We start from the raw sequence: 25155 nt of genomic DNA, 5'->3' as shown, positions 1-25155 counted from the left end.
GCTGTCCGGTTCAGTGGATCTCGTAGCCGTCGAGCCAGACGGCGTGGGACAGCCAGTGCGCGGACAGCAGCGCGCGGTTGCGCAGGTCCTCCATGCGCTCCCCGGCGAAGTTGACGTGCCCGAGCTTGCGGCCGGGCCGGTCTTCCTTGCCGTAGAGGTGGATCTTCACCTCGGGGTAGCGCGCGAAGAGGTGGTGGACGCGCTCGTCGGTGCTCATCTGCGGGGTGGCGTCGGCGCCGAGCACGTTCGCCATCACGCACGCGGGCTCGATCAGGTCCGTGCGGCCCAGCGGGTAGTCGAGCACGCCGCGCAGGTGCTGCTCGAACTGCGACGTGCGGGAGCCGTCCATCGTCCAGTGGCCCGAGTTGTGCGGGCGCATGGCGAGCTCGTTGACCAGCAGGCCGGTGTCGGTCTCGAACAGCTCGACGGCCAGCAGCCCGGTGACGTCGAGCGTCGCCGCGATCCGCAGCGCGAGGTCCTGCGCCTCGTGCACCCGCGACTCGCTCAGCCCCGGCGCCGGCGCGAGCACCTCGGTGTTGATGCCGCCGGTCTGCACGGTCTCGACCACGGGGTACGCCGCGCCCTGCCCGAACGGCGAGCGCGCGACCAGCGCGGCCAGCTCGCGTTTCATGGCCACCTTCTCCTCGACCAGGAGCGAGGTGCCCGCCTCGAGCAGCTCCGGCACCGTCTCGCGCGCATGGCGGGCGGTGTCGAGCATCCAGACGCCGCGGCCGTCGTACCCGCCACGCGCGGCCTTGAGGACCACCGGCCAGCCGTGCTCGTCGCCGAACTTCAGCACGTCGTCCACAGTGGACACTTCGGCGAACGCCGGCCCCGGCACGCCGAGCCCGGCCATCATCTCGCGCATCACGAGCTTGTTCTGCGCGAACCCGAGCGCCGAAGGCGCGGGCCGGATGACAAAGCCCTCCATGGCGAGCGTCAGCAGGTGCTCGCCGGGCACGTGCTCGTGATCGAAGGTGAGCACGTCGACCCCGCTGGCGAACGAGCGCAACGCGTCGAGGTCCGTGTGGTGCCCGAGCACCACGTCACTGGCCACCAGCGCGGCGGAATCGCCCTTACCCGCCGCGAGAATCCGCAGCGACTGCCCGAGCGAGATCGCCGCCTGGTGCGTCATCCGGGCGAGCTGTCCGCCGCCCACCATCCCGACGACGGGAAGACCGGTACGTTTGTCCATAACGCCGCCCAGGTTACTGGGCTGCTTCCGGCCTGGCTGCGGGTACCTGGCGGTGTTGACGCAGCTCACCTGGCTTGTGGGGCGCGTTGGTCTTCCCGGCGGGGTCTTCGGCTGGTGGCCGAGGGCGCCGGATTGCCGTGGCGTCGGGGCCGGTGTGGACCTGTCTGCGGGGATACGGCGGTACTTGGCTGCCGCAGTTCCTGCTCGGCCACCTCGACCACGGCACGCATCCCCGGCAGGCGTCTGCGGGCAGGGCCGCGGAATCCGGTTATTCGGCCGGTTCCGGCTGCACTGTGGGTGCGGTCGTGCGGGAGCGCAGCCGGAGTTCGCGGATGGACAGGGCGAGGATGGCTGCTGCGGCGGCGAGGACGTAGGCGTTGCCGAGTACGGACCAGCCGATGCCCCAGGTGAACTCGGTGTCGCCGCCGTTCGGGACCAGCATCACGATCTGCGAGGCGAACAGCACCGCCACCAGGAGTGCCCACCACCGTCGGCCCTTGACCAGCAGCAGGCACACCAGCGGCACCGCCCACACCCAGTGGTGCGACCACGACACCGGCGACACCAGCAGGGCGTAGAACGCCGTCACGAGCAACGCGGCCGCCTGCTCACCCCGGCGATGCCAGAGGACGACCAGCCACACCGCGGGCACGGCCAGCACCGCAGCCACCCCGACGGCCACCGCCATCGACCACGGCGCGAGCGAGGACGCGCGGCTGACCAGGCCGTTCAGCGACTGGTTGAAGATCCAGTGCACCGAGCCCACCCGGCTGGGATCGGAGACCGACTCGGTCCAGAAGCGCCACGAGTCACCCGGGATGACCGCGAACATCACCGCCTCCAGGCCCACGAAGGTGCCCAGGGCGCGCAGCCCGTCCTTCCACCGGCCGGTGAAGAACAGATGCGGGACGAAGATCAACGGGGTCAGCTTCACCGCCGCCGCCACACCGATCAGCACACCGGCCCACCGGCTGCCCGTCCGCGCACGTTCCCCAGCAGCGCTCACCGAGCCACCAGCGCCGACCGAACCAGCCGAGGCCGAAGCCCTAACCCTCGAACCGGCCAAGCGCCCCAAGCTCGCACCACGGCTCGACAGCACCAGTACGTCGAAGACCACCAAAGCCATCAGTATCAAGTTGATCTGGCCCAGGAACAGTGTCTTCCACACCGGTTCCAGCACCAGAACGATGGCCGTGCCCGCCGGCAACCAAACCCCGGACGGCCGCGCCACCACCGCGATCACGACAGTAAGCGACACCACCGACAAAACCGCGATCACGCCCCAGACCAGGCCCGACGGCACCAGCACCAGCGGCACGAACAGCGCCGCCGCGGCCGGGGTGTAGGTGAACGGCAGGCGGACCCAGTCCGGGAGGGTCGTCAGGTCCGATGAGGTGTAGAGCGGTTCGCCCTTCAGCAGGGTCAGGCCGCCGGCTCGGTAGACCGCGCTGTCCGCGCCCACGTGCCAGCCGGTCAGCCACACCACGACGCCGAGTACCGCGGTCGCCAGTAGCAGAACAGCAGTCAGCAGACGGGCGAGGCGGGAAGGCGGGAGCCACCAGGACGGGAGCCACGAGCGCGGGCGCCAGAAACGACGCAGCCGTGACAGCGACGAAGGACCCCGCGAGCGTGACTGCCGCAACCCTGACAACCACGAACGCAACCGCGAACGCCCCGAGACAGCAGGCGGAAAAGCCTCAGTCGCCTGGTGTGGCGTCGGCATACTGCGTGGCCTCCTCCGGCGCGCGGCGGCTGCGCGCGCGGCGCTGCAGGCCCCACCGGAAGATCAGCGCGAGGCCGAGCACCACCGGCATCAGGATGTAGGCGTCGCCGAGGACGTTCTGCCACACCTTCCAGTGCAGCTCCACGTTGCGGCCGTTCGGCAGGATCAGCAGGACGCAGCTGACGAACACGAACGCCACCAAGCCTGTCCCGACCCAGCGTTTCCACGCGGTCGCCGGGGTGGTCTTCGGCAGGCGCGAAACCAGCAGCACGATCAGCGGCACGACCCACACCCAGTGGTGGGTCCAGGAGATCGGCGAGATGAGCAGCGTCCAGAACGCCGTGACGAGCAGCGCGGCGAGCGCCTGCCCGCGGCGGTGGAACCGGATCAGCAGCCACAGCGCCGGGATCGCGAGCAGCAGGCCGATCCCCATCGCGGCCTTCGACGCCCACGGCGCGAGGTCGGTGGCCCGGTTCATCAGCGCGTTCAGCGACTGGTTGCCCGCCCAGTGCACCGGGCCGATGCGGCCGGTGTCGGGCAGCGTCGAGGTCCAGTAACGCCACGCGTCGTGCGGGTTGACCAGGAACATCAGCCCCTGCATGAGGACGAACGTCGCCAGCCCGCGCAGCGCGTCCTTGCGGCGGCCGGTGATGAACAGGTGGCCCAGGAACACGATCGGCGTCAGCTTGATCGCCGCCGCGACGCCCACCAGCACGCCGCCCCACCGGCTGCCGCGCGCGCCGAGCACCAGCATGTCCAGCAGGATCATGGCCATCAGGATCAGGTTGATCTGGCCGAGGAAAATGGTGCGCCACACCGGTTCCAGGCCGAGGAAGACCAGGAAGAACACGATCGTCGAACGGGCCGGCGAGGCCCACCAGCGCGGGCCGTCGGAGGCCGGGCTCGGCAGGGCGCCGATCGCGATGCGGATGGAAAGCGCCATCGCGCCGAGCGAAACGGCGGTCAGGAAACCCCACGCGACCTGCGTCGGCACCACGGCGAGCGGGACGAACAGCAGCGCGGCCGTCGGCGGGTAGGTGAACGGCAGCAGCGCCCACCCCGGCTCCGGGTCGAGCGTGTTCGCGTCGTAGAGCGACTGCCCGTGCAGCAGGGTGAGCGCGCCGGCGCGATAAACCGCGCTGTCGACCCCCAGTACCCAGTCGTGCGTCCAGCCCCAGATGCCGAACCCGATCGCGAGCAGCGGGATCACCGAGAGAATCAGGATCGACCGCGGGCGGACGGAGAGCCGGGCCAGCGACCGGCGCAGGGCCAGGCGGGGTAAGCCGGCTCTCGCCGGAGCTTGGGCTTCGGCGGCAGAGGGTACGGTCCTGGTCACCCCATCAGGAAATCATGACCGGCGCCGAGCTGGTCCAGAAGGGTGGGAAGGATTAGGCGCCGGCGCCGGACTTGTCCGGCTATGACCGGGACAGCTCCGCGAGCAGACCGCAGGCCCGCTCGTGCGTCGGCGGCAGCCGCAACGCCGAAACCCGCGGACGGCTGACCTCGCACAGCTGATCGTCCACCGACAGCCGGTCGTTGAGCGCCCGCCGCAGCGCCACGCCGTGGGAAGCGAGCCGGTCGTCACGATGGGCCAAAACGGCGACGGTGGACGGGCCGAGCGCCGCGTAGCTCTCGCCCGAGTCGAAGACCGAGCGGACGGCGTCCGCGGCCAGGATCATGCCGGTCAGCCGCGGCCAGCCGGAGACGGCCGAGAGGTCCAGGGAGACCACCAGCAGCACCTTCTCCTCCCAGCCGCCGCCGCGGTACAGCTCGGCGAGGCGGGTGCGCAGGTAGGCCGAGGACGGCAGACCGGTGAGCGGGTCGGTGACCTCGGTGTGCACGAGCTGGTCGGTCGCGACGTCCGCCCACGCCAACGCCGTCACCCTGAGTATCCGCGACGGCGTCGCGTCCACGTCCGGGGACACGAAGCCGTCGACGGCTTCGGGGTCCACGAGCACGGCGTGCAGGGCGGCCAGGTCCGACAGCGTCTCGGCCAGCCCGGCGCCGGCGGCGGCCCGGGCCCGGCCCAATCCGGCCAGCGCCGTCTCGGCCCCGAGGGCGCCGTGCCGGACGACGGCGGCACACACCGCGTCGACCTCGGGCAGGGCCCAGTCGCTGGGGAAACGCCAGCCCGCGGCGAGGCTGGCGGTGCGCCAGCGCGCCCGCAGCGCGCGCAGGGTCCCGTCCCGGTCGAAGCGGGTCGGTGCCTCCTGGCCCTCTGCGGCTCCGGACCGGGCTCCGGTCGCCGGTACGTCCACTGGCCACCGCTCCTTTCGTCCGGATCTTGTCGATCTTGTCCCGCTACACCAGAGGGACTCCGCCGCCCCGTCCGCGTGACGACGTTCCGGAGCCTTTTTCCGGGTCGATTGCCAGGTCCCGGGTGAACTCATTGGGCCGTCGGTGGCGATACCCGGACCACGACGTGACGAGTGTCGCCGCGTCCGTCACACTTGTGGACGCGTTAGAGAGGTAGGTCGTGGCTGGTCCGGCCGCGTGCGCGCAGAAGAAGGAGCCCCGTGTCCACCGTTCCCGCCGACCTGTCCGGTAAGAGTGACGCCGAGCTGATCGCCGAGGTGCGCGCTGGGGAGATCGCCTCCTACGGGACGCTGTTCGAGCGTCACAGTGGAGCCGCGTACAACCTGGCCCGGCAGCTCGCCCGCTCCAGCGCCGAAGCCGACGACCTCGTCTCCGAGGCGTTCGCCAAGGTCCTCGACACGCTGCGTGGCGGCAAGGGCCCGGACACCGCCTTTCGCGCCTACCTGCTCACCGCGCTGCGGCACACCGCGTACGACAAGACCCGCCGCGACCGCCGCGTCGACCTGAACGAGGACATGAGCGACGCCGGCGGGGCCATCGGCGAAGCGCTCACCGTGCCGTTCTCCGACACCGCCGTGGCCGGCCTCGAGCGCACGATGGCGGCGAAGGCGTTCGCGCGGCTGCCCGAACGCTGGCAGGCCGTGCTGTGGCACACCGAGATCGAGCAGCAGAGCCCGGCCGAGGTCGCGCCGCTGCTGGGGCTGACCGCGAACGGCGTGTCCGCGCTCGCCTACCGCGCCCGTGAGGGCCTGCGGCAGGCATACCTCCAGGTCCACCTGCAGGAGAACAACGCCGACCGGTGCCGCGCGGCCGCCGACCGGCTGGGCGCGTGGACCCGGGACGGACTGTCCAAACGCGAGCGCTCCCAAGTGGAGAACCACCTCGACGAGTGCGAGGCCTGCCGGGCGCTGGCCGCGGAGCTGGCCGACGTCAACGGCGGTCTGCGCGCGATCATCGCCCCGATCGTGCTGGGCGGTGCCGCGCTGGGCTACCTCGCGACGATCGGCGCGGCCAAGGCGGGCGCCGCCACCGCGGCAACGGCCGGGGCCGCGGCCGCCGCTTCCGGTGCGGCCGCCGCCGGTGGCGCGAAAGCGGGTGCCGCCGCCGCGGCCTCCGCGCCCCGCCAGTTCGCCGGGGTCGCGGTTTCGGGCGCGGCCATCGTGGCCGCCGTCGCCATCGCGCTGGCTTCGAGCGGATCACAGGAGATCCCGGTGGCGGCCCAGGTCCCGCCGCCCGCCGCGGCGCCCGCGCCCCCGCCGCCGAAACCCGCTCCCCCGGCCGCGCCCGCGGTGCCCGCCCCGCAGGCGCCTCCGCCGGCCCAGCCCGCGCCGCCGCCCGTCGCGCCGCCGGCCGCACCTCCGGCAGCACCGCCCCCGGCCTCGCCCGCGCCGGCGAAGATGTCCGCGACCGCGCCGTCCGGCGACCTCGAACTGCAGCCGGGCGCGGGCCCGGTCACCCTGCCCATCACCGTCCGCAATGACGGCGGCAGCCTGTCCGACCCCGTGCAGGTCGCGCTGAACCTGCCGCAAGGCGTCTCCGCGGTCCCGGTGGGCGGCGGTGGCGCGGTGAGCTCCTTCCGGGAAGACAGCCCCGCCGCCCAAACCCCAGCCCCGCTGGCCGTCAACTGCCCAGGCGGCACCGGCACCGTGACCTGTAAAACCGGCTCAGGCCTGCAGCCCGGCCAGTCGGCCGTGCTCACCTTCCGGCTCCTCGCCGACGACAGCGCGAAGGGCGGCACTGTCACCGGCTCCGTCACCTCGGGCGCGACGATGCAGGTCACGGTGAGCGTGAAGGTCACGGTGAAGGCCCCGCCGCAGGACGACCTGCTGCTGCAGGCGGACACCGACGGGCTTTCGGCGTTCCCGTGGACGCGCAACCCGCTCGTCTACGTCCGCGTGCGCAACACCGGCAAGACGACGAAGCCCGTCACCGTCACCTTCGACCACGCGATCTACCAGTCGTGGAGCCTCAGCGGATTCCCCTGTGAGCCAACGGGCTCCGGCGCCACCTGCACCACCCGCGGCTCCCTCGCGCCGGACCAGCACGTGAACCTGTGGGTGCGGCTGGACGGACGGCCCTCCCGCGACACCCCGGTCACCGTGAGTGCCACCCTGGGCAAGGCCAACGCCAAGCCCGTACAGCTGTTCTTCGGCTGCTGGCTGGGCATCTGCGAGGTCCCGTACCCGACCACCGGGAGCCCGGAGCCGTCGGAGAAACCGACGACCTCGCCGGACACCAGCACCAGCCCGTCGAAGCCGAAAAAGCACCCGAGCCCGAGCAGCGCCCCGCCCGCGCCGCCGGCCGACCCGGAGACGACCACCGCGCCCAGCACGCCCGCGACCAGCACGAGTGCGCCGCCGAACCCCGGTCCGGGCAACTCCGGCAAACCGGGCCAGACCCCGCCGACGATCGAGCCCCGCGGCTTTTTCGACTGGCTGAGGGGGTAGCGTCGCGCAGGTGCGGATCCTGCGCGAGTTACTGACGAAGCACCGTGAGCTGCTGCGGTTCGCCGTGGTCGGCGGCATCAGTTTCCTGATCACCACGGCCATCACGTACGTGCTGAAGTTCACCGTGCTCCGGACACACCCCGTGACCGCGCTGATCGTCGGGGTCCTGGTCGCGACCATCTTCTCCTACGTCGCGAACCGCGAATGGTCCTTCCGCACCCGCGGCGGGCGCGAGCGGGCGCACGAGGCCGCGCTGTTCTTCCTCATCAGCGGCGTCGCGCTGGGCCTGAACGCGCTGCCCCAATGGGTCTCGCGCTACGTGCTGGACCTGCAGGAGCCGCACCTGACCCTGCTGGGCCAGGAGGTCGCCGACTTCGTCAGCGGCATGATCCTGGGGACGCTGCTGGGCACGCTGTTCCGCTGGTGGGCGTTCAAGAAGTGGGTCTTCCCGACCGAGGGCGCGCGGCTGAAGACGGTTTCCGGCAGCCAAACGGGGGATCCGGACATTACCGGCAGGAAGGCCGCCTGAGCCCGGCGGTGGCCCCGGATTCTCTAGACTGCCTGGTGTGACCGTTGTCGAAACCGTGCTGAACCGCACGCCGGAGCCGCTGCGCGCGGTGCTGATCAAGCACCGGGAGATGCTGAAGTTCGCGCTGGTCGGCGCCACCACCTTCGTCGTCGACAACGGTGTCTGGTACCTGCTCAAGCTCAGCGTGCTGGAGTCGAAGCCGACCACCGCGAAGGCCATCGCGATCATCGTGGCCACGATCGTCTCGTACGTGCTGAACCGCGAATGGTCGTTCCGCACCCGCGGCGGGCGCGAGCGCACTCACGAGGCGACGCTGTTCTTCGTGATCAGCGGCATCGCCGTGGTGGTCAACCTGATCCCGCTGTACCTGTCGCGGTACGCGCTGCACCTCGAGGTGCCGCACGTGAGCAGGCTGGTGCAGGAGGTCGCGGACTTCGCCAGCGGCTCGATCATCGGCATGCTGCTCGCGATGGTGTTCCGGTTCTGGGGCTTCAAGAAGTGGGTCTTCCCGGACGACCTCGGCGAGCGCCGGCGCGAACAGGTCACGCGCTTGCCCCGTTAGAAATGGGTTTGCCCGCGAGCGGTGACCCGGCTTAGGGTCGCCGCCGTACTTGCTCCTTTGTGACAGCGACGCCGCCCGGGTTCGACCGGGACCGGCGGGACGATTCGAGGTGGTTCCCGAGCGCGAAGAGGACCGCGCCCCGTAGCCGGGCGACGGTTGGAACCTTTTCACCCTCGTGGCCCCCGCACGCCCTGCGTGCGTTTTCGTTCCTGCACAAGGAGTTTTCCATGATTCTCGTTCTCGGCGCGACCGGCAAAGTCGGCCGCTCCCTCGTTCCCGCCCTGCTCGAAGCCGGCGCCGAAGTCCGCGCGCTGACCCGTGACCCGTCCCGGGCCCGGATCGACCCGCGGGCCCAGGTGGTCCGCGGCGACCTCGACGACACCGCTTCGCTGCCCGTTCTACTCGACGGCGTCGAGCGCGTTTTCGTGCTCACCTCCGGCCACGGCTCCGACGGCCCGGCCCAGGAGGCCGCCTTGGCTGCCGCGGCGGCAAAAGCCGGGGTACGGCACCTGGTCAAGCTGTCCACCACGGGTGTCCACTTCGGACAGACGGATCCGATCAGCACCGGCCACGCCCGCGCCGAGCGGGCGATCCGCGCCGCCGGTCCGGCGTGGACGATCCTGCGGCCCGGCGCGTTCATGGACAACCGGCGCGGCTGGCTGCCCTCGATCCGGGCCACCGGCGCGGTGTACGGGCCCGAAGGCGACCCGGCGTCCGCGTTGGTGCACGGCCGCGACATCGCCGCCGTCGCCACGCTGGTGCTCACCACGTCCGGCCACGAAGGCGCGACGTACGAGCTGACCGGCGGCGAAGCCCTCACGACCGAGCGGCAGGTCGCGATCCTCGGCGAGGCGCTCGGCCGTCCGGTCCGCTACATCGAGGAGCCGCACGAAGCGGCGCGCGCCCGCATGATCGCCCAAGGCTGGCCGGCCGCGGCCGTCGACGGTTCCTTCGAGCTGAAGCGGCAGTCGGCTGGTTACGAGGACATCGTGTTCGACACCGTCGAACGATTACTCGGCCGTCCGCCGCTGACGTTCGCCGACTGGGCTCGCGAGCAGCGCGCCTGACCTCGCCGTCAAGGCCTCCTTACCTGCGTCGGACGCGGGTAAGGAGGCCTTGACGGACTTTGAGCCGAGCTCAGCGGGGCACGCGCTCGGCGGGCCAGCGCACCTGGCCGACGTCGTCCGGGCGCGGGACCTTGAGGAACAGGCTGAAGATCGCCGGCCGTTTGTTGGACAGCTCGAGCCGGCCGCCGTCGGCCTCCACCAGCGCGCGGGCCAGCGCCAGGCCGACGCCGGTGGAGCCGCCGCCGGAGAAGCCGCGTTCGAAGATGTGCGGGGTGAGTTCGTCGGGGACACCGGAGCCGGTGTCCCCGACCTCGATCACCACCGTGCCGTCGGCGTCACCGCGCCGGGCGGTCAACGTGACCGTGCCGGCGCCGTGACGCAGTGCGTTGTCCAGCAGCACGCCGATGACCTCGCGCAGCCGGCCGGGCGTGGCGCGCGCCATCAGGCCGTCGGCGACCTTCAGCCGCAGGTTGCGGCCCTCGACCCGCAGCAGTTGCCGCCACTCCTCCGCGACCTCGGGCAGCGTCGCGGGCAGGTCCATGGGCTCGGCGTCCACCTCGCGGGCGGCGCGGGCGGCGGCGAGCAGCTCGTCGAGCGCGTCGGCCAGCCGGTCGGCCTGCTCTTGCGCCGCGCGCGACTCCTCGACGACGTCGGGGTCCTCGTGCACGGTGAGTGGTTCGAGGCGCAGCTGCAACGCTGTGAGCCGGCTGCGCAGCTGGTGCGAGACGTCGCCGACGAGCTGGCGCTCCCGCTGCACGAGCTGCGCCAGCGCCGAACCCGACGTGTCCAGTGCCTCGGCGACCATGTCCAGCTCGGCGACGCTGTAGCGGCTCGGGTCGGGCCGGAAGTCACCGCCGCCGAGGCGGGACGCGCGGTCCGCGACGTGCCGAAGCGGCTTCGCGAGCCTTCGCGCGGTCACGGTCGCGACCACCGCGCCGGTGCCGACCGACAGCACGACCAGCAGCACCACGAGCAGCGTCACCTGCGTCTGCTTGGTGCGGACCGGGCCGCTCGGGATAGCCAGGATGACCGCGCCGTGCCGGGCCGTCGGCACCGATTCGACCACCGGGTCCGGGCCCGGGTCGAGGCCGAGGTGCTTCTCGATCAGCCCGTCGCCGCGCACCGTGAGCAGACCGCCCTGCGGGACGCCGACGCGGAACTGCCCGATGTCGATGTCCTGGCCGTTCGCCACCTGCGTGTCCACGGTCGCCGCGATGTTCCGCGCCCGCTCGGCGAGGCTCTCGCGGTTCAGGTTCTCCACCAGCCGCCACGCGGTGACGCCCAGCGGGATGCCCAGCACCGCCGCCGTGACCAGCACGGCGAGCAGGATCGCCAGCAGGATCCGGCGGCGCATGCTCATGGGACCGGACGCTATTCGACGTTGAAGCGGAAGCCGACGCCACGCACGGTCGCGATCCGCCGCTCGCCGTCGGAGTGGGTCGACTTCGCCGGGCGGCCCGCCGCCTCGTCGGCCGCGATCGCCAGCTTCCGGCGCAGCCACGACATGTGCATGTCGAGCGTCTTGGAGGTCTTCGACTCCAGGTCGTTCCACACCTCGGCGAGGATCTCGTCGCGGCTGACCACCTGGCCCGCCCTGGTCATCAGCACCCGCAGCAGCTCGAACTCCTTGTTCGCCAGCTGCACCTCGTGCTGGTCGACGGTGACCAGCCGCGCGCCGAGGTCCATCCGGACCCCGCCGGCCTCCAGCACCTCCGGCACCCGGCGGCGCAGCAGCGCGCGGATCCGGGCGAGCAGCTCGGCGAGCCGGAACGGCTTGGCCACGTAATCGTCGGCGCCCGCGTCGAGCCCGACCACGAAGTCGACCTCGTCGGTGCGCGCCGTGAGCATCAGCACCGGCAGCTCGGTGCCGCTCGCGCGCAGGCGCCGGCACACCTCCAGCCCGTCCATGCCGGGCAGGCCGAGGTCGAGCACGAGCAGGTCGACCCGATGGGCGGCCGTCGCGTCCAGTACCGAGGGACCGTCGGTGACGACCTCGATCTCGTAGCCCTCCCGTTGCAGGGCGCGGGACAGCGGCTCGGCGATAGCCGGATCGTCTTCGGCAAGTAGGACCATGCTCACCTCGCCAACCTTACGGTGAACCGGCGTGAAACCATCGTGATCGTGCCTGGTTATGAGGATGATCTGACGCTTGCCACCCGCCTGGCTGATGCCGCCGACACGATCACCACGTCGCGGTTTCGCGCGCTCGACCTGTCGGTCTCCCGCAAACCCGACCGGACGCCGGTGACCGACGCCGACACCGCGGTCGAGGACGCGATCCGCGCGATCCTCGCCACCGACCGTCCCGGCGACGCCGTGGCGGGCGAGGAACGCGGCGGCACGGCGGGCTCGAAGGGCCGCGCGTGGGTGCTCGACCCGATCGACGGGACCAAGAACTTCCTGCGCGGGGTGCCGGTCTGGGCCACGCTGATCGCGCTGGTCGAGGACGGCACCCCGGTGGTCGGGATGATCTCCGCGCCGCTGCTGGGACGACGCTGGTGGGCGTCCCGCGGCGACGGCGCCTTCCTGCGCGACGCAGCCGGGACGAGGCGTCTCGCGGTGTCCTCGGTGGCGTCGCTGGAGGACGCGTATCTGTCCACGACGGACCTCAACTCCTGGACCGAGTACCACTCGCGCGAGAAGTACCTGGCGCTCACCGAAGCCTGCTGGGAAAGCCGCGCGTTCGGCGACTTCTGGCACCACTGCCTCGTCGCGGAGGGCGCGCTGGACCTGGCCGCGGAGTGCATCGTGAACCCGTGGGACGTCGCGGCCGCGCAGGTGCTCGTCACCGAGGCGGGCGGGCGGTTCAGCGACCTGTCCGGCGCGGAGACCTACGAGGGCGGCTCGGCGCTGTCCAGCAACGGGCTGCTGCACGACGCCGCGCTGGCTGTCCTCAAGCGCTGAAAGGCTCGTGAGTGTTTATGACGGTTCTAACCGTCATAAACACTCACGAGGTCAGTTGGCTCCGGGCAGGACCCCGACCGCGCCGCGCGCCACCTGCGACCACGCGAGGCGGCCGAAGAGGTAGTGGCAGGCGACCTGCTCGGAGCTGAAGCGGGCCCAGTCGTACCGGTTGCCCTGCTCGCGCCAGAAGACTTCCCAGCCGTTGTCCTCGACGGGCATCAGGCACCACGCGTTGTCGGCCTCGGCGCCCACCGAAACCACTTCCGCGGGCACGCCGAGCACGTCGAGCCAGCGGCGGATCGACTGGGTGTTCATCGCTTCTCCCCCGTGACCTCCGCCAGGAACCCCAGCGTCACCAGCTCGTCGGCGGCCAGCACCGCACGGTACCGGATCCCGCCGCCGGGCTGGCCGAACCACTCCGCGGACGTCGAGCGCCACATCGGCACCGGCTTCACCACGCGGTAACGCCGATAGCCCTCGTCCACGGCGGACGGTGGCAGCGAACGCTTCGCGAACGGCGTGCCGTCGGCGGCGAAGACGCGGCCGTGCTCCCCGCCGAAGCGGTCGAGCAGCGTGTCCTTCGGCAGCACAACGGGTTCCGTGTGGTCCAGACCACCTTCGGGGAACTGCGCGGCGGGCGGCCCGGCCGGGCTCGCCGGCTCGGCTTCGGGCTCGTACCCGGTGAGCAACTCGGCCGGCGGTTCGACGGCGGCGGGCGGCGTCGGAGTGCGGCGCAGGCCCCGGGTGACGTAATAAAGCGCGTCGCTGTCGTCGAGCAGCGCGGAATCCGGGTGGTCGAACGGGGCGCGCCCGACGGCGTCCGTTTCGGCAGGGATGGGCAGTTGCTCGGCCGGCCGCGCGGCGGCGACGGGCAGGTGGCCGATGGGGAACATGTGCACGAGGAACAGCGCGAGCACGCTTTCACGCTCGGTCCGCGGCGCGCCCATCGGCGGCTTTTGCCTGGGCGGCTGTGGTTGTTGCGGGTACGGCCGCTGGTACTGCTGTTGCCGATACGCCTGCGGCTGGTGTGCTTGCCGCGGAGCGGACAGCCCCGGCTGATACGGCGCCGGCACCGGCGACCGAGGTGCGCCGCGATGCGGAACCGGCGGGAGGCGGGTGCCGGACGGCGGCGTCGGCGACAGGTGGGTGCCGGACGGCGGCGTCGGGACGTCCTCGAAGCCGCCGGCGTCCAGCAGGCCGCTGTACTGGGCCGGAAGGCGGATCGGCCCGGTGGAGACGTCGGTGTCGGCCGGTTCGGCCTGCTCGGTCACGGGCACCCTCCGTCGGTTCCGCCGGCTCGGGGAAGGACGTTTCCCCGGCCACCCGGTTGCCGTCCCGCGCGCACAATTCCCCGATAGGGCGAATTCCGCGCGCGCGGTGGCAATTCCACCTTATCGGCCGCGGCCGATAAGGCGCCGCACCAACGCACGTACGCGCCCGCGCCGTGCCCGTCCGGCCCGACGGGCTAGCCCGCCAGAGCGTTCACCACGCGTGACGGCGAGGGCCGCCCCAGCTGCCCGGCCATCCAGACGCTCGTCTCCACCAGCTTGGCCAAGTCGACGCCGTGCTCGATGCCGAGGCCCTGCAGCAGCCAGACCAGGTCCTCGGTCGCGAGGTTACCGGTGGCCGACTCCGCGTACGGGCAGCCGCCGAGGCCGCCCGCCGATGAGTCCACAGTGGACACACCCGAGCGGAGCGCGGCCTCGGTGTTCGCCAGCGCCTGGCCGTACGTGTCGTGGAAGTGCACGGCCAGCGAGCCCACGTCGACGCCCGCCTCGGCAAACGAGGCGAGCAGGTTCGTGACCTGGCCCGTCGTCGCGACGCCGATGGTGTCGCCCAGGGAAAGCTGCGAGCAGCCGAAGTCCAGCAGCCGGCGGCCCGCGCGGACGACCTGCGCCGCGGGCACCACGCCCTCCCACGGGTCGCCGAAGCACATCGACAGGTAGCCGCGCACCTCCAGGCCCTCGGCGCGGGCGCGGGTCACCACCGGTTCGAACATGGTGAACTGCTCGTCCAGCGTCGAGTTCAGGTTGCGCTTGGCGAAGGTCTCGGTGGCGCTGGCGAAGATCGCGATGTGGTCCACGCCCGCGTCCAGCGCGCGGTTCAGGCCCCGTTCGTTCGGCACCAGCACCGGGTACCGGACGCCCTCGCGGCGGTCCAGGCCGGCGAGGAGCTGCTCCGCGTCCGCGAGCTGCGGCACCCACTTCGGATGCACGAAGCTGGTCGCCTCCAGCGTGGTCAGGCCCGCGCCCGCCAGCCGGTCCAGGAACTCGACCTTCACCTCGACCGGGACGACCGAGTCCTCATTCTGCAGGCCGTCGCGCGGGCCGACCTCCCAGATCTCCACGCGTGCGGGCAGGCCGGGCGCCGGCACCCGCTCCGGCAGGCCGACTTCCAGCGCGCCCACGTCAGCGCCTCCGGCCGCGAGGCTGGCGGCCCTGCGGCGGCAGCGGCTCGGTCTGCTGCGGGCCGGGCTCGCCGCGGTAGTCGTCGTACGGGTTGTCGTTGACCTCGCGGTAGATCACCGTGTGCACGCGCTCGACCCGCGGGATGTCGTCGAAGCGCAGCGGCTCGTCGGACGCCGACTCGATGATCAGCGTGCCGCAGCCGAACACCCGGTCCAGCAGGCCGTGCTCGAACTGCACGCTGTTGATGCGCGACATCGGGATGTCGATGCCGGTGCGCTTCAGCACGCCCTCGCGCGCGATCAGCCGGTCGGTGGTGACGATGAAGTGCGTGGTCCGCCAGCGCACCAGCGGCGCCAGGAACAGCCACACGACCAGCACGACCCCGACCACCCCGATGGCGATCATGGCCACGTTGTTCCACGGCGAGGGCGCGTTCGGCGCCAGTGTGAGCAGCCAGATCGCGGCGGCGACCGTGATCACGAACGCCACGAACGGGAAGATCAGCATCTTGAAGTGCGGGTGGCTGTGCACCACGACTTCCTCGTGCTGGCTGAGCAAATCGTCCGGATAGGCCACGGCGGACGCTCCCCTGGTGTGTGCTGGTCCTGGTGCACTCACCGTACCGGCGCGAAGGTCGCACGGACGCCAGGACACCGTGAATCCGCTCAAGCCGGGCGGACGTGCACCACGTCGCCGGCGAAGACGGTCAGGCGGCGCCCGTCCTCGACGTCCACCAGCAGCTGGCCGGCCGGGTCGATGTCGGCGGCGCGGCCGGTGAGCGAGGCGCCGTCGGGCAGCTCCACCCGGACGTCCTGGCCGAGCGTGGCGCAGCGCGCGCGATAATCGGCGAGCAGGCCGGCCCCGGTGAGGTCGCCGCCGGCCTGGCGCCAGCGGCGTTCGAGGTCGTCGAGCCGGGTGAGCAGGGCGAGCGCGACGTCGGTCCGGTCGGGGTTCTCCGCGCCCTGCTCGGCCAGCGAGGTCGCGGGCAGGCCACCGGGCCCGGCCGGCACGTCCTCGCCGAGCGGCAGCACGTTCAGCCCGATGCCGAGCACCACGGAAGGCTCCGGGCCGGCGACGGCTTCGGCGAGGATGCCCGCGCACTTGGCCCGGTCCGGCCCGGCGAGCACGTCGTTCGGCCACTTCAGCACGGCGTCCACCCCCAGCTCCGACGCGACGGCACGCACTGCGAGCCCGGCCACCACGGACAGTGAGCCCAGGGCGGCGAACGGCACCCCTGGCCGCAGCGCGACGCTCAGGTACAGCCCGGCGCCCTTCGGCGAACTCCACGCGCGGGCCCGTCGGCCGACCCCGGCGGTCTGCTGCTCGGCGATCAGCACGGTGCGGTCCGCGGCCCCCGCGCCGACGGCTTCCCGCAGGTCGGCGTTGGTGGAGCCGGTGGTCTCGACGACGTCGACCCGCGCGTAGCGGCCGGCCAGTCCCTCACGCAGCCGTACTGCATCCATTCCAGGCATGCGCCCACAATATGAGAGTCCCCCTAACGTGCAAGCCACTCGCTCGTTACGCAGAGGTGCGCTCTTCTAGATTGGGCAGCGTGACCCCGCCGCCCGAACCCGACGCCGTGCCCGCCACCGGCAAGGACCCGAAGCACTCCTGGGCCCGTGGCGCGCTGCACCGCGGCCTCGTCGCGCTGCCGCTCGTCGCCGGGCTGGTGACGGCGGGCTGGCTCGTCGCGGACGGCAACGAACCGGCCCCGAAAACTCCCGTCGCGGCTTCGGCCGACACTGCGCCCGCGGTGTCCGGTCCGTCGGTGCTCGAGGTCAGCGCGCCTGTGCAGGCGCAGGCACTCGGGCAGGGCGGGTCCGGCGGTGGCGGCAAATCCCCGTTGCAGCAGTGGGCCGGCAACCTCAGCGGCCCGCTCGGCATTCCCGCGGCGGCGCTGATCGGCTACGCGAACGGTGAGCTGACGCTGCGTTCGGAAGACCCGGGCTGCCACCTGTCCTGGGTGACGCTCGCGGGCGTCGGCGAGGCCAGCTCGGACCACGGGCGCCAGGGCGCCAACCCGATGGGGCTGTCGTCGGCGCAGTGGTCGAAGTACGGCGCGAAGATCACCGGCGTCGCCAAGCCCGCGCTCACCGACCCGGACTCGGCTTCGGTCGCCGCGGGCCGTGCCCTCTGCGCAGGCGGCACCGATCTCACCGGCGGCACCGGCTGGTGGAAGTCGGTGGCGGCGTACAAGGGCGGCAAGGACGCGGAGCTGTTCCGTCAGCAGGTGCTCGGCAACGCGCAGCTGTACGCCACGCTCTCGCTCGACCCCGCGAAGGCGAACAGCCCGGCCGTCCACGCCACCCGGTTCGCCCTCGGCCAGCTCGGCCTCCCGTACGTCTGGGGCGGCAACGGCCCGGACGCGGGCGCGGCGGGCTTCGACTGCTCCGGCCTGACCAAGGCGTCGTACGACAGCGCGGGCGTCGGTCTGCCGCGCACGGCGGATAGCCAGTTCCGCGCCATCGCCCGAGTCCCGGCCGCCGAGGAACCGCAGCTGGGCGACCTGGTCTTCTACGGCAACCCGGCCACCAACATCCACCACGTCGGGCTGTACCTGGGCAACGGCCTGATGATCAACGCGCCGACCGAGGGCCAGGCCATCCAGATCCACACCTTCCACACCCCGGGCGACGATTACGCCGGGGCCGGGCGGCCTGCCGCCTAATCCAGAGCTCGTGAGTGTTCATGACGGTTAGAACCGTCCTGGCCACTCACGAGCCGGTCAGGCCGCGCGGCCGACCGGTCCGCCGTCCTCGCCGGGTACGAAGCGGGGCAGCCGGGCCGGGTTGAGGTTGGCCAGCTCGTCGAAGGTGGCCCGCTCGTAGGACTTGGCCCAGGCAAGGTCCACATCGGACAGTTCGCCGCTGGCCAATCCGGCGATCAGCCGCTCGCCGTATTCGGTGTGGTCGTGGGCGGTGAGGATGAGCAACTCGGGGAGTTCGCGGCGGAGCCACTGGATCCGCCGCACCGAGTCCACGTACTGGGCCTCGTCGCCGGCCTGGATGGCGCGGACCTGGTCCACAGCCAGGTGCCGGACGGTGTAGAGGGCGTCGCCGGTCAGCAGGAATCGGTGATCCACCAGCACACTCGTGCTGCCCGGGCTGTGTCCCGGCGTGGGTAGCGCGACGATGCTCCCGTCGCCGAACAGGTCGGCCGAGGCGGCGAACCCGCCGACGGCCGGGCCGCTGAACTCGATCGGCCGCCAGTCGGTGATCGCCGCGACCGATGGTGGGTAGGCCAGCGGAATCAGGCCGAACACCTTCTCCTCCCGCGCCGCGTACTCGGCCGCGCCCAGGTACACCGGGGCGTGCGCGAACAGGTTCAGCGCGCCGACGTGGTCCTCGTGCAGGTGGGTGATGATCACCGCGGTCACGTCCTGCGGCCGGTAGCCCAGCCGCGCCAGCTGGGCCGGCAGGGTCTGCCCGGACGGCAGGTCGTACTCGTCGACGTCCATCACGTGCTCCATGATCGAACCGCGGTAGTAGTCGACGTGCGCGGTCTGCTCGGGGCTGATGCCCGCGTCGACCAGCACCGGCCCGGCGGTCGGGTGCTCCAGCAGGTACGCGCGGATCGGCACCCAGATGAAGTGGTCCTTGTCCGCGGCGAACTCGCTGATCGAAAAGCCGCGCAGGCCGCCGTAGAACTGGCCGAACGGCACCTTGGTGCGGCCGATGCGCAGCGGGTGGATCTTCATGGCGCTCTCCCGTCCTCGACGGAACGGAACTGTTCCGTCGTCCACCGAAACGGTAGCCAGCACAGCGATGGAACGCAACTGTTCCGTCGCGTGTAAACTCCGGGCATGTCGACCGAGCGAAAACCGGCGGGGGCGGCCGCGTTCCAGGAGTCCGTCACCGCGGCCATCACCGCCGCGATGTTCGACCAGCTCGCCGAGATCGGCTACGCGCGCATGACGATGGACGCCGTGGCGCGCCAGGCCGGAGTCGGCAAGGCGGCCGTGTACCGCCGCTGGCCGTCGAAGCAGGCCATGCTGGTCGACCGGGTCGGGGCGGTGCTGCGCGACAACCTGCCGGAGGTGCCGAACGCCGGTTCGCTGGCCGGCGACGTGCGCGGATTCCTGGACGTGATCGTCGCGCAGATCGGCGATCCGCGGACCCGGCGGATCGCGCTGGATGTGCTGGTCGAGACCACGCGCACCCCCGAGCTGGGCACCGCGCTGAACGACGTGGTGGCCGAGCCGCGCCGGACCGCCGCGGCCGCGGTGCTGTCCCGGGCGATCGACCGTGGCGAGCTGCCCGCCGGCCTCGATCGTGAGCTCGGCCTCGACCTCCTGATCTCACCGTTGGTGATGCGCCTGCTGTTCGCCACCGGCGAGGTGGGCGAGGCCTATCTGACCCGGCTGACTGCCGTAACCGTGGCCGGCCTCGGCGCGCTCTGACCCCTCAGGCGGCGGGGCCGAGCAGGTCCCAGCGGTTGCCGACGATGTCACGGAAGACGACAACCCGGCCGTACGGCTCGGTTCGGGCTCGGTGAGGAACTCGACGCCGGCGTCGCGCATTCGCTGGTAGCCCGCGTCGAAGTCGTCCACCCGGAGGAAGAAGCCGACGCGGCCGGCGTGCTGGTTGCCGACCGCCGCGAGCTGGTGTTCGCCGTCCGCGCGGGCCAGGAGGATGCTGGTCTCCGCGCCCGGCGGGCGGACGACCACCCAGCGCTTGGGCCGGCCGTCGTTGGTGCGGGACGGCGAGTCTTCGGCCAGCTCGAAGCCCAGGGCCCGGACGAAGAAGTCGATCGCGGCGTCGTAGTCCTCGACGATGATCGCGGTGAGCTGCAAGTGCGCCATGGGCCTCAGCCTGGCAGGCGCCCGGGATCGCGGCGCGGCGATCCCGGACGACGGCAATTCAGGGCACAAAGTCCTTGGCCTGGCTCAGGATTCCGGGTTCAGCTGCCGTTCGAGCACCGCGGCCCCGGCCCGGAGGTCCCCGGCGAGGTCGAGCCGGCCCAGCCGCTCGTACTCGTCGGCGGCAGCCACCCGGTCGCGCGTCTCCTTTTCGACGATCGACCGCACGTCGGTCTCGGTCAGCTGACGGCGTTCCACCTCCGCCGCGCCCAACCCGACCGCCGCGCCCGCGACGTGTTCGTTCCCGGTCACGCTCGAGGAAAGGTGCTCGACGTCAACCGCCTCGGCGTTGTCGATGGCCGCCAGAGACGAGCGGAGTGCAGCGGTGGCGGCGCGGTCTCGGGCCTTCATGGCCGTCGTGAGCGCGCGCCTCAAATTGGTGCGCATACCAGCAAGGTAATCGAGCGACGACGGCCGGGCGAACGCATTTGCGGCTCAGGACAGGTCGGACAGGTCGAGCACGAACCGATAGCGGACATCGTTGCGGGCCAAGCGTTCCAGGGCTTCGTTGACCTTCGAGGACGGGACCAGCTCGATGTCCGCGGTGACGCCGTGCTCGGCGCAGAACTCCAGCATCGCGGCGGTCCCCGGGCGCCCGCCGCTGCCCGCGGAGCTGAGTTTCTTGCGCCCGGCCAGCAGGGACATCGTCGCCACGGTGACCGGGCCGAGGTACCCGACCTGGCTGAGGGTGCCGTCCATCGCGACCAGGCTCAGGTACGGGCCGAGGTCGTGCTCGACGGCGATGGTGTCGATCAGCACGTCGAACCGGTCGCGGGCGGCCGCCAGCTGCCCCTCGTCGGTGGACACGAGCAGGTCGTGAGCGCCGAGCCGGCGGGCGTCTTCGGCCTTGTCCGGCGTCCGGCTGATCACCGTGGTCTCGGCCCCGAGCGCGACGGCGAACTTGACCGCGAGGTGCCCGAGCCCGCCGAGCCCGGCCACCGCCACACGGGTACCGGGCCCGACGTTCAATGCCCGCAACGGTTCCCAGACAGTGATTCCCGCGCACAGCAACGGAGCCGCGGCCGCGGGGTCGAGCCCGGACGGCAGCGGGTAGGTGAACCCCTCCCGGACCACGTACTCGCGTGAGTAGCCGCCCAACGTGGTCGATCCGTCGTGCCGATCGGTGCCGTCGTAGGTCAGCGTCGGGAACTCGTAACAGAAATTCTCCTGACCCAGCAAGCACATCCGGCACACCCCGCACGAGTCCACGATGTTGCCGACGGCCACGGCGTCCCCCGTGTCGAATCGCGTGACGGCGGTCCCCACCTCGGTCACTACACCGGTGAACTCGTGGCCCGGCACCAGCGGACGGCCGGCGCGGCTGTGCAGGGCGTGCAGGTCGGTGTGGCAGACCCCGCAGTAGTCCACGCGCACGGCGACGTCGTCCGCCCGCAGCTCACGGCGCTCGATCGGCACCCGCCGCAGCGCGTCCCCGGCGTCGGCCCGCCAGCCCACGGTTGTCCTCATGCCCCACTCCTCCAGCAAACAGACTGTTCGGTCTATTCAAGAGTAACAGCAAACAGACTGGTCTGTTGTTATCGTGACCGGCATGGCCGACAGACCCTTGACCTCACGCGGCGCCGCGACCCGGCAGCGCATCGTCGACGTGGCGACGCAGGAGTTCGCCGAGCACGGGCTGGCCGGGGCGCGCGTCGAGCGGATCGTGGCTGCCGCCCGGACCAACAAAGCCCAGCTGTACGGCTATTTCGGCAGCAAGGAAGCGCTGTTCGACACGATCTTCCACGGCTCGCTGGAACGGATCACGAACGTCGTCCCGATCGACGCCGGCGACCTCGCGGACTGGGCCGTCCGGCTGTACGACGAGTACCTCCGCCGGCCCGACCTGATCCGGCTGGCCACCTGGGTGCGCCTGGAGCGGCGCCCGTCCGGGCACCTCGTCGAGGACACCGACCGCCTCGACGGGGCCAAGCTGGGCGCCATCGCCGACGCGCAGGCCGCGGGGACGGTCCGGGCCGGGGACCCGTTCGACCTGATGGCCGTGGTGATCGCGATGTCCATGGCGTGGTCGCCGGTCAGCAACGTTTACGCCGCCACCGATCAGGAGCCGCCCGAGGTGCACGAGACGCGCCGGGCCCTGCTCCGCGAGTGCGTCCAGCGGGTGGTCGCGCCGTAGCGAGCCCCTTCACGACCGGGCGCGGGCCTCGACTTCCGCGGCCTCGCGGCGGTGGACGGCAGCGTCTCGGCCGAGCGCCTCGGCCAGCGCGGCCAGGCAGCCGGCGACCGGGCCGAGGGTGACCAGGCCGCTGCCCGCGCCCGCGAGTTCACCGGCCGCGGGCAACAGGGCGTCGTACAGCCGGGTCATGGTCGCCCGGTCCCCCGCCGTGATGGCGGCGACGGCGTGCAGGCAGGTGCGGGCCTCGAAAAGCAGGTCACGCGGTGAGTCCGGGATCTCGCCGGACGGGCGGCACCACGGGGCGTACGCGCCGAAGTCGTCGTCCACTTCGGACTCATCACCGTGGAGACGACGGAGGCAGAGCAGTGCCAGCGCGAGAATTCCGTTGTCCACACCGGACATCCCGGTGCCGGACAGGCGCGCCGCGGCGGACCGGTACGCAGCTTCCGCTTCGGCGGGCGGGCCCGTGACGGCCGTGCGCAACGCGCGGTACCACTGCGTGAACACGCCGATGAGCGGGATGTCGTAGGCCTCGCCGAGCCGGTCGGCCGCGGCGGCGTGGACGTCGGCCGCGGCGAAGTCGGCGAGGGCCGAACGGGCCTGCACCAGGATCAGATGCCCCAGCACCTCGAACGTGACCAGCCCATGCCGCGCGGACAGCTCCACCAGCTCGGCGCCGAGGGTGGCGCGCTCTGGGGCCAGCCCGGCGCGGTCGAACGCCTGCATCCACCGCGCGTTCAGGGCGAACGCCAGCAGCGCCGGATCCGCCAGCTCACGCGCGAGCGCCTCGGCCTCGTGGGCGGCGGCGCGGGCGCGTTCACCGCCGACGTTGCGCAGCTCCAACGCGAGCGTGGCCAGCAACCGGCACCGCGTGGCCCGGTCCGTGCCCGGCAGGACCCGCTCGACGGCGTCCGCGACGCGACGTGCCAACTCCGGGTCGTCGTTCTCGGTCCAGACCCCGGGGACGTCAAACGCCGTGAGCACGCGAAGAGTCATCTCACGATCGTTGCCCGCCAACGTCAACGCCTCGGCACGATGACGGCGGGCTTCGGCGAGGGCGCCGGCGAAAGCGAGCGACCGCGCGAGTCCCATGTGGAGCCCGGCGTCGTCACCCTCGAGGTCGAGCGCGGCCCGCCACAGACGCGCGGCCTCGTGCGGCGCGAAACGTCGCTCGGCCCGTTCGGCAGCCGCGCGCGCGTACGGAACGCCACGACGCGAACCGGCCAGAAGGAAGTGGTGAGCCAGCGCTTCGACGTCGTCCGGCCGCAGCAGTTCGACGGCTTCCGCGACGTCGGCGTGCAGCCGCGCGCGACGGGAGCGGGAGAGGTCTTCGTAGACGGCGTCGCGGACCAGCGCGTGCGCGAACCGGAAGGCACGCGGCCCGCGTTCGGTCAGAAATCCCCGTGCGGCAGCGGTTTCCACGGCGTCAAGCGTGGTGTTGCCGTCGCCGAGCAGGTCGAGGTCCACGTCCGTGCCGATCACGGCGGCGCGGCGCAGCACGGCCCGGACGTCTTCCGGAAGCTGCGCGACGCGGTAGCGCACGACATCGCGCACGCCCTCGGGCAGACCGCCCTCGGCGTCGAGGACCCGGCCCAGCTCGCGGACGAAAAACGGGTTCCCGCCGGTCCGCCGGTGGATCACTTCGGCGGCGTCCGGCCCGACCAGCTGCGCGACGTCCTCGACCGTCAGCCCGCCGAGGTACACCCGGACGGGCTCGGCGCGCGCGACCCGGCCGAGCAGTTCCGTCAGCTCCGGGGAAATGTCGGTGGTCCGGTAGGTCGCGACCACGAGCACCGGCCGGGCCACCGGGTCGGCAACCACTGCGGCGAGCAGGGCGAGCGTCTCCTCCCCGGCCCAGTGCAGGTCGTCGAGAACCAGCAGCAGCCGCCCCGGCCCGTCCCCGAGGCGCCGGGCGACGGCGCGGTGCCAGTGAAACCGCGCCACCGCCGGATCGTCCGCGGGCTCCGGCTCGGGCACGGATCCGCCCAGTGAAGCCAAAATCCGCGTCCACGGCCAGGCGGCGGGCACCCCCGAACGGTCCGGGCTGGTGCCCCAGGCCGTCGTCCAGCCCCGTGCCGCGAGGTCTTCGGTGAACGCCTCGGCCAGCGCGGTCTTGCCCGCGCCCGCGTCGCCGGAGATCAGGACCAGCCCGAGCCGTCCCCTGGCCTCGACGGCGGCGGCGGCCTCCGCGAGACGGGCCAGTTCCGCTTCCCTCCCGACTAGGACTCGTGAGTGTTCATGCCGGTTAGAACCGTCATCAACACTCACGAGGGTCAGCTGCGGAGCCTGGTCCAGGATGTCCTTCTCCAGCGCCCGCAACTCCGGCCCCGGGTCCACGCCCAGGTCCGCGGCCAGCGCCGCCCGCGCCCGCCGTAACGCGCCGAGCGCGTCACCCTGACGACCGGCGCGGTAAAGGGCCAGCGCGAGCAGCCGCCAGGCCTCCTCACGCCACGGGTGAGCGTCCACATGGGACTCCAGATCCGCGGCGGCCTCGGCGGCGCGGCCCTCGGCGAGCCAGCCCGACGCCCGCCGTTCCACGGCCACCAGCCGCAGTTCCTCCAGCCGCGCGGCCTCGGGACGGGCCCACGGCTCGTCGGCGAACTCCGCGTAGGCCGGGCCCCGCCACCAGCGCAGCGCCTCCTCGATCCCCTCGCCGGACCGGACGGCGGCCTCGAACCGCCAGGCGTCAACGCCATCCGGGGGCAGGCGCAGCGCGTAGCCAGGAGCCTCCGTCACGAGCAGGCGCGCGGGCGTGCGCGGCGCGCGATCCGGCTCCAGGACCCGGCGCAACGTGGCGACGAACGTCTGGAGCGCGCCCACCGCGCCGGGCCGCGGCTCCGGCCACAACGCGTCGACCAGCGCGTCCACCGGGACAACGCGGCCGCGCGCGACCAGCAGCCGGGCCAGCACAGCACGGTGCCGGGGCCCGGGCAGCGCCAGCGGGCCCCGCCCGTTCCCGGCCACCAGCGGGCCGAGCACCCCGAACGACACGTCCATCGGTTTCGCACTGTA

At 72.1% G+C, this 25155-nt stretch carries 24 protein-coding genes; 8 read left to right on the top strand and 16 right to left on the bottom strand.

What is annotated here, in order from left to right:
• Positions 1–10 precede the first annotated feature (10 nt).
• From OG371_RS20610 to OG371_RS20595, 4 genes are all read right to left on the bottom strand, one after another.
• Positions 11–1195 carry a 5-(carboxyamino)imidazole ribonucleotide synthase gene (locus tag OG371_RS20610; RefSeq protein WP_329071565.1) on the bottom strand — a complete coding sequence of 395 codons (1185 nt, stop codon included), beginning with the start codon at positions 1193–1195 and terminating at the stop codon, positions 11–13.
• 268 nt (positions 1196–1463) lie between these two features.
• On the bottom strand, positions 1464–2711 hold the full coding sequence (locus OG371_RS20605) for a glycosyltransferase 87 family protein (RefSeq protein WP_442876173.1): 1248 nt from the start codon (positions 2709–2711) through the stop codon (positions 1464–1466).
• Positions 2712–2892: 181 nt separating this feature from the next.
• Positions 2893–4254, bottom strand: coding sequence for a glycosyltransferase 87 family protein (locus OG371_RS20600; protein WP_329071563.1), 1362 nt, complete (start codon positions 4252–4254; stop codon positions 2893–2895).
• A 79-nt stretch (positions 4255–4333) separates the two neighbouring features.
• Positions 4334–5176, bottom strand: a complete 843-nt coding sequence (locus OG371_RS20595) for a GGDEF domain-containing protein (protein WP_329071561.1) — start codon at positions 5174–5176, stop codon at positions 4334–4336.
• A gap of 258 nt (positions 5177–5434) precedes the next feature.
• Here OG371_RS20595 and OG371_RS20590 point away from each other — a divergent pair, with 258 nt between their 5' ends.
• The 4 genes from OG371_RS20590 to OG371_RS20575 all read left to right on the top strand — a co-directional run bounded on the left by OG371_RS20590 (position 5435) and on the right by OG371_RS20575 (position 9839).
• On the top strand, positions 5435–7681 hold the full coding sequence (locus tag OG371_RS20590; protein ID WP_329071559.1) for a sigma-70 family RNA polymerase sigma factor: 2247 nt from the start codon (positions 5435–5437) through the stop codon (positions 7679–7681).
• Positions 7682–7700: 19 nt separating this feature from the next.
• Entirely contained in the window at positions 7701–8210 is a 510-nt protein-coding gene (locus tag OG371_RS20585) for a GtrA family protein (protein ID WP_329073217.1), read from the top strand.
• A 37-nt stretch (positions 8211–8247) separates the two neighbouring features.
• Positions 8248–8772, top strand: coding sequence for a GtrA family protein (locus OG371_RS20580; RefSeq protein ID WP_329071557.1), 525 nt, complete (start codon positions 8248–8250; stop codon positions 8770–8772).
• 227 nt (positions 8773–8999) lie between these two features.
• Positions 9000–9839, top strand: coding sequence for an NAD(P)H-binding protein (locus tag OG371_RS20575; RefSeq protein ID WP_329071555.1), 840 nt, complete (start codon positions 9000–9002; stop codon positions 9837–9839).
• Positions 9840–9909: 70 nt separating this feature from the next.
• Here the strand turns inward: OG371_RS20575 and OG371_RS20570 are convergent, their stop codons facing one another.
• A complete protein-coding gene (locus OG371_RS20570; RefSeq protein WP_329073215.1) occupies positions 9910–11193 on the bottom strand; it encodes an ATP-binding protein in 1284 nt (427 codons plus the stop codon).
• Between the two features lie 17 nt (positions 11194–11210).
• Complete coding sequence (locus tag OG371_RS20565) at positions 11211–11912, bottom strand: response regulator transcription factor (RefSeq protein WP_329073213.1); 702 nt, start codon at positions 11910–11912, stop codon at positions 11211–11213.
• Positions 11913–11954: 42 nt separating this feature from the next.
• Between OG371_RS20565 and hisN the strand changes: the two genes are divergently transcribed.
• Entirely contained in the window at positions 11955–12743 is a 789-nt protein-coding gene (gene hisN / locus OG371_RS20560; RefSeq protein WP_329073211.1) for a histidinol-phosphatase, read from the top strand.
• A 51-nt stretch (positions 12744–12794) separates the two neighbouring features.
• Here hisN and OG371_RS20555 read toward each other — a convergent pair whose 3' ends face one another.
• The 5 genes from OG371_RS20555 to OG371_RS20535 all read right to left on the bottom strand — a co-directional run bounded on the left by OG371_RS20555 (position 12795) and on the right by OG371_RS20535 (position 16623).
• Entirely contained in the window at positions 12795–13058 is a 264-nt protein-coding gene (locus OG371_RS20555) for a hypothetical protein (protein ID WP_329071554.1), read from the bottom strand.
• Positions 13055–14014 carry a TNT domain-containing protein gene (locus OG371_RS20550; RefSeq protein WP_329071553.1) on the bottom strand — a complete coding sequence of 320 codons (960 nt, stop codon included), beginning with the start codon at positions 14012–14014 and terminating at the stop codon, positions 13055–13057. Before OG371_RS20550 ends, OG371_RS20555 begins: the two co-directional genes overlap by 4 nt.
• Positions 14015–14208: 194 nt before the next feature.
• Positions 14209–15150, bottom strand: coding sequence for a hydroxymethylglutaryl-CoA lyase (locus OG371_RS20545; RefSeq protein ID WP_329071552.1), 942 nt, complete (start codon positions 15148–15150; stop codon positions 14209–14211).
• Position 15151: 1 nt separating this feature from the next.
• A complete protein-coding gene (locus OG371_RS20540) occupies positions 15152–15727 on the bottom strand; it encodes a PH domain-containing protein (protein ID WP_329071551.1) in 576 nt (191 codons plus the stop codon).
• Positions 15728–15816: 89 nt separating this feature from the next.
• Positions 15817–16623: a biotin--[acetyl-CoA-carboxylase] ligase gene (locus OG371_RS20535; RefSeq protein ID WP_329071550.1), complete on the bottom strand. Its 807-nt coding sequence runs from the start codon at positions 16621–16623 to the stop codon at positions 15817–15819.
• Positions 16624–16703: 80 nt separating this feature from the next.
• Here OG371_RS20535 and OG371_RS20530 point away from each other — a divergent pair, with 80 nt between their 5' ends.
• A complete protein-coding gene (locus tag OG371_RS20530) occupies positions 16704–17819 on the top strand; it encodes a C40 family peptidase (protein ID WP_329071549.1) in 1116 nt (371 codons plus the stop codon).
• Positions 17820–17876: 57 nt separating this feature from the next.
• Here OG371_RS20530 and OG371_RS20525 read toward each other — a convergent pair whose 3' ends face one another.
• Positions 17877–18848 carry an N-acyl homoserine lactonase family protein gene (locus OG371_RS20525; RefSeq protein ID WP_329071548.1) on the bottom strand — a complete coding sequence of 324 codons (972 nt, stop codon included), beginning with the start codon at positions 18846–18848 and terminating at the stop codon, positions 17877–17879.
• 105 nt (positions 18849–18953) lie between these two features.
• Between OG371_RS20525 and OG371_RS20520 the strand changes: the two genes are divergently transcribed.
• Entirely contained in the window at positions 18954–19550 is a 597-nt protein-coding gene (locus OG371_RS20520) for a TetR/AcrR family transcriptional regulator (protein WP_329071547.1), read from the top strand.
• Here OG371_RS20520 and OG371_RS20515 read toward each other — a convergent pair.
• The 3 genes from OG371_RS20515 to OG371_RS20505 form a co-directional block, all read right to left on the bottom strand.
• The gene (locus tag OG371_RS20515; protein WP_329071546.1) at positions 19449–19952 is read right to left on the bottom strand and encodes a VOC family protein; all 504 of its coding nucleotides are present in this window, start codon (positions 19950–19952) and stop codon (positions 19449–19451) included. The genes OG371_RS20520 and OG371_RS20515 overlap by 102 nt on opposite strands.
• A gap of 84 nt (positions 19953–20036) precedes the next feature.
• On the bottom strand, positions 20037–20396 hold the full coding sequence (locus tag OG371_RS20510; protein WP_329071545.1) for a hypothetical protein: 360 nt from the start codon (positions 20394–20396) through the stop codon (positions 20037–20039).
• A 48-nt stretch (positions 20397–20444) separates the two neighbouring features.
• The gene (locus OG371_RS20505) at positions 20445–21476 is read right to left on the bottom strand and encodes an NAD(P)-dependent alcohol dehydrogenase (RefSeq protein WP_329071544.1); all 1032 of its coding nucleotides are present in this window, start codon (positions 21474–21476) and stop codon (positions 20445–20447) included.
• An 82-nt stretch (positions 21477–21558) separates the two neighbouring features.
• On the opposite strand from OG371_RS20505, the gene OG371_RS20500 reads away from it, so the two are divergent.
• Positions 21559–22143 carry a TetR family transcriptional regulator gene (locus OG371_RS20500; protein WP_329071543.1) on the top strand — a complete coding sequence of 195 codons (585 nt, stop codon included), beginning with the start codon at positions 21559–21561 and terminating at the stop codon, positions 22141–22143.
• A 9-nt stretch (positions 22144–22152) separates the two neighbouring features.
• On the opposite strand, the gene OG371_RS20495 is transcribed toward OG371_RS20500, so the two are convergent.
• Positions 22153–25140, bottom strand: a complete 2988-nt coding sequence (locus OG371_RS20495) for a BTAD domain-containing putative transcriptional regulator (protein WP_329071542.1) — start codon at positions 25138–25140, stop codon at positions 22153–22155.
• Positions 25141–25155: the final 15 nt, after the last annotated feature.

The sequence above is a fragment of the Amycolatopsis sp. NBC_01480 genome (assembly GCF_036227205.1).
Classification (GTDB): Bacteria; Actinomycetota; Actinomycetes; order Mycobacteriales; family Pseudonocardiaceae; genus Amycolatopsis.
The sequence above is the reverse complement of the archived record's forward strand: the minus strand, read 5'-3'. Positions and strand labels throughout refer to the sequence as shown.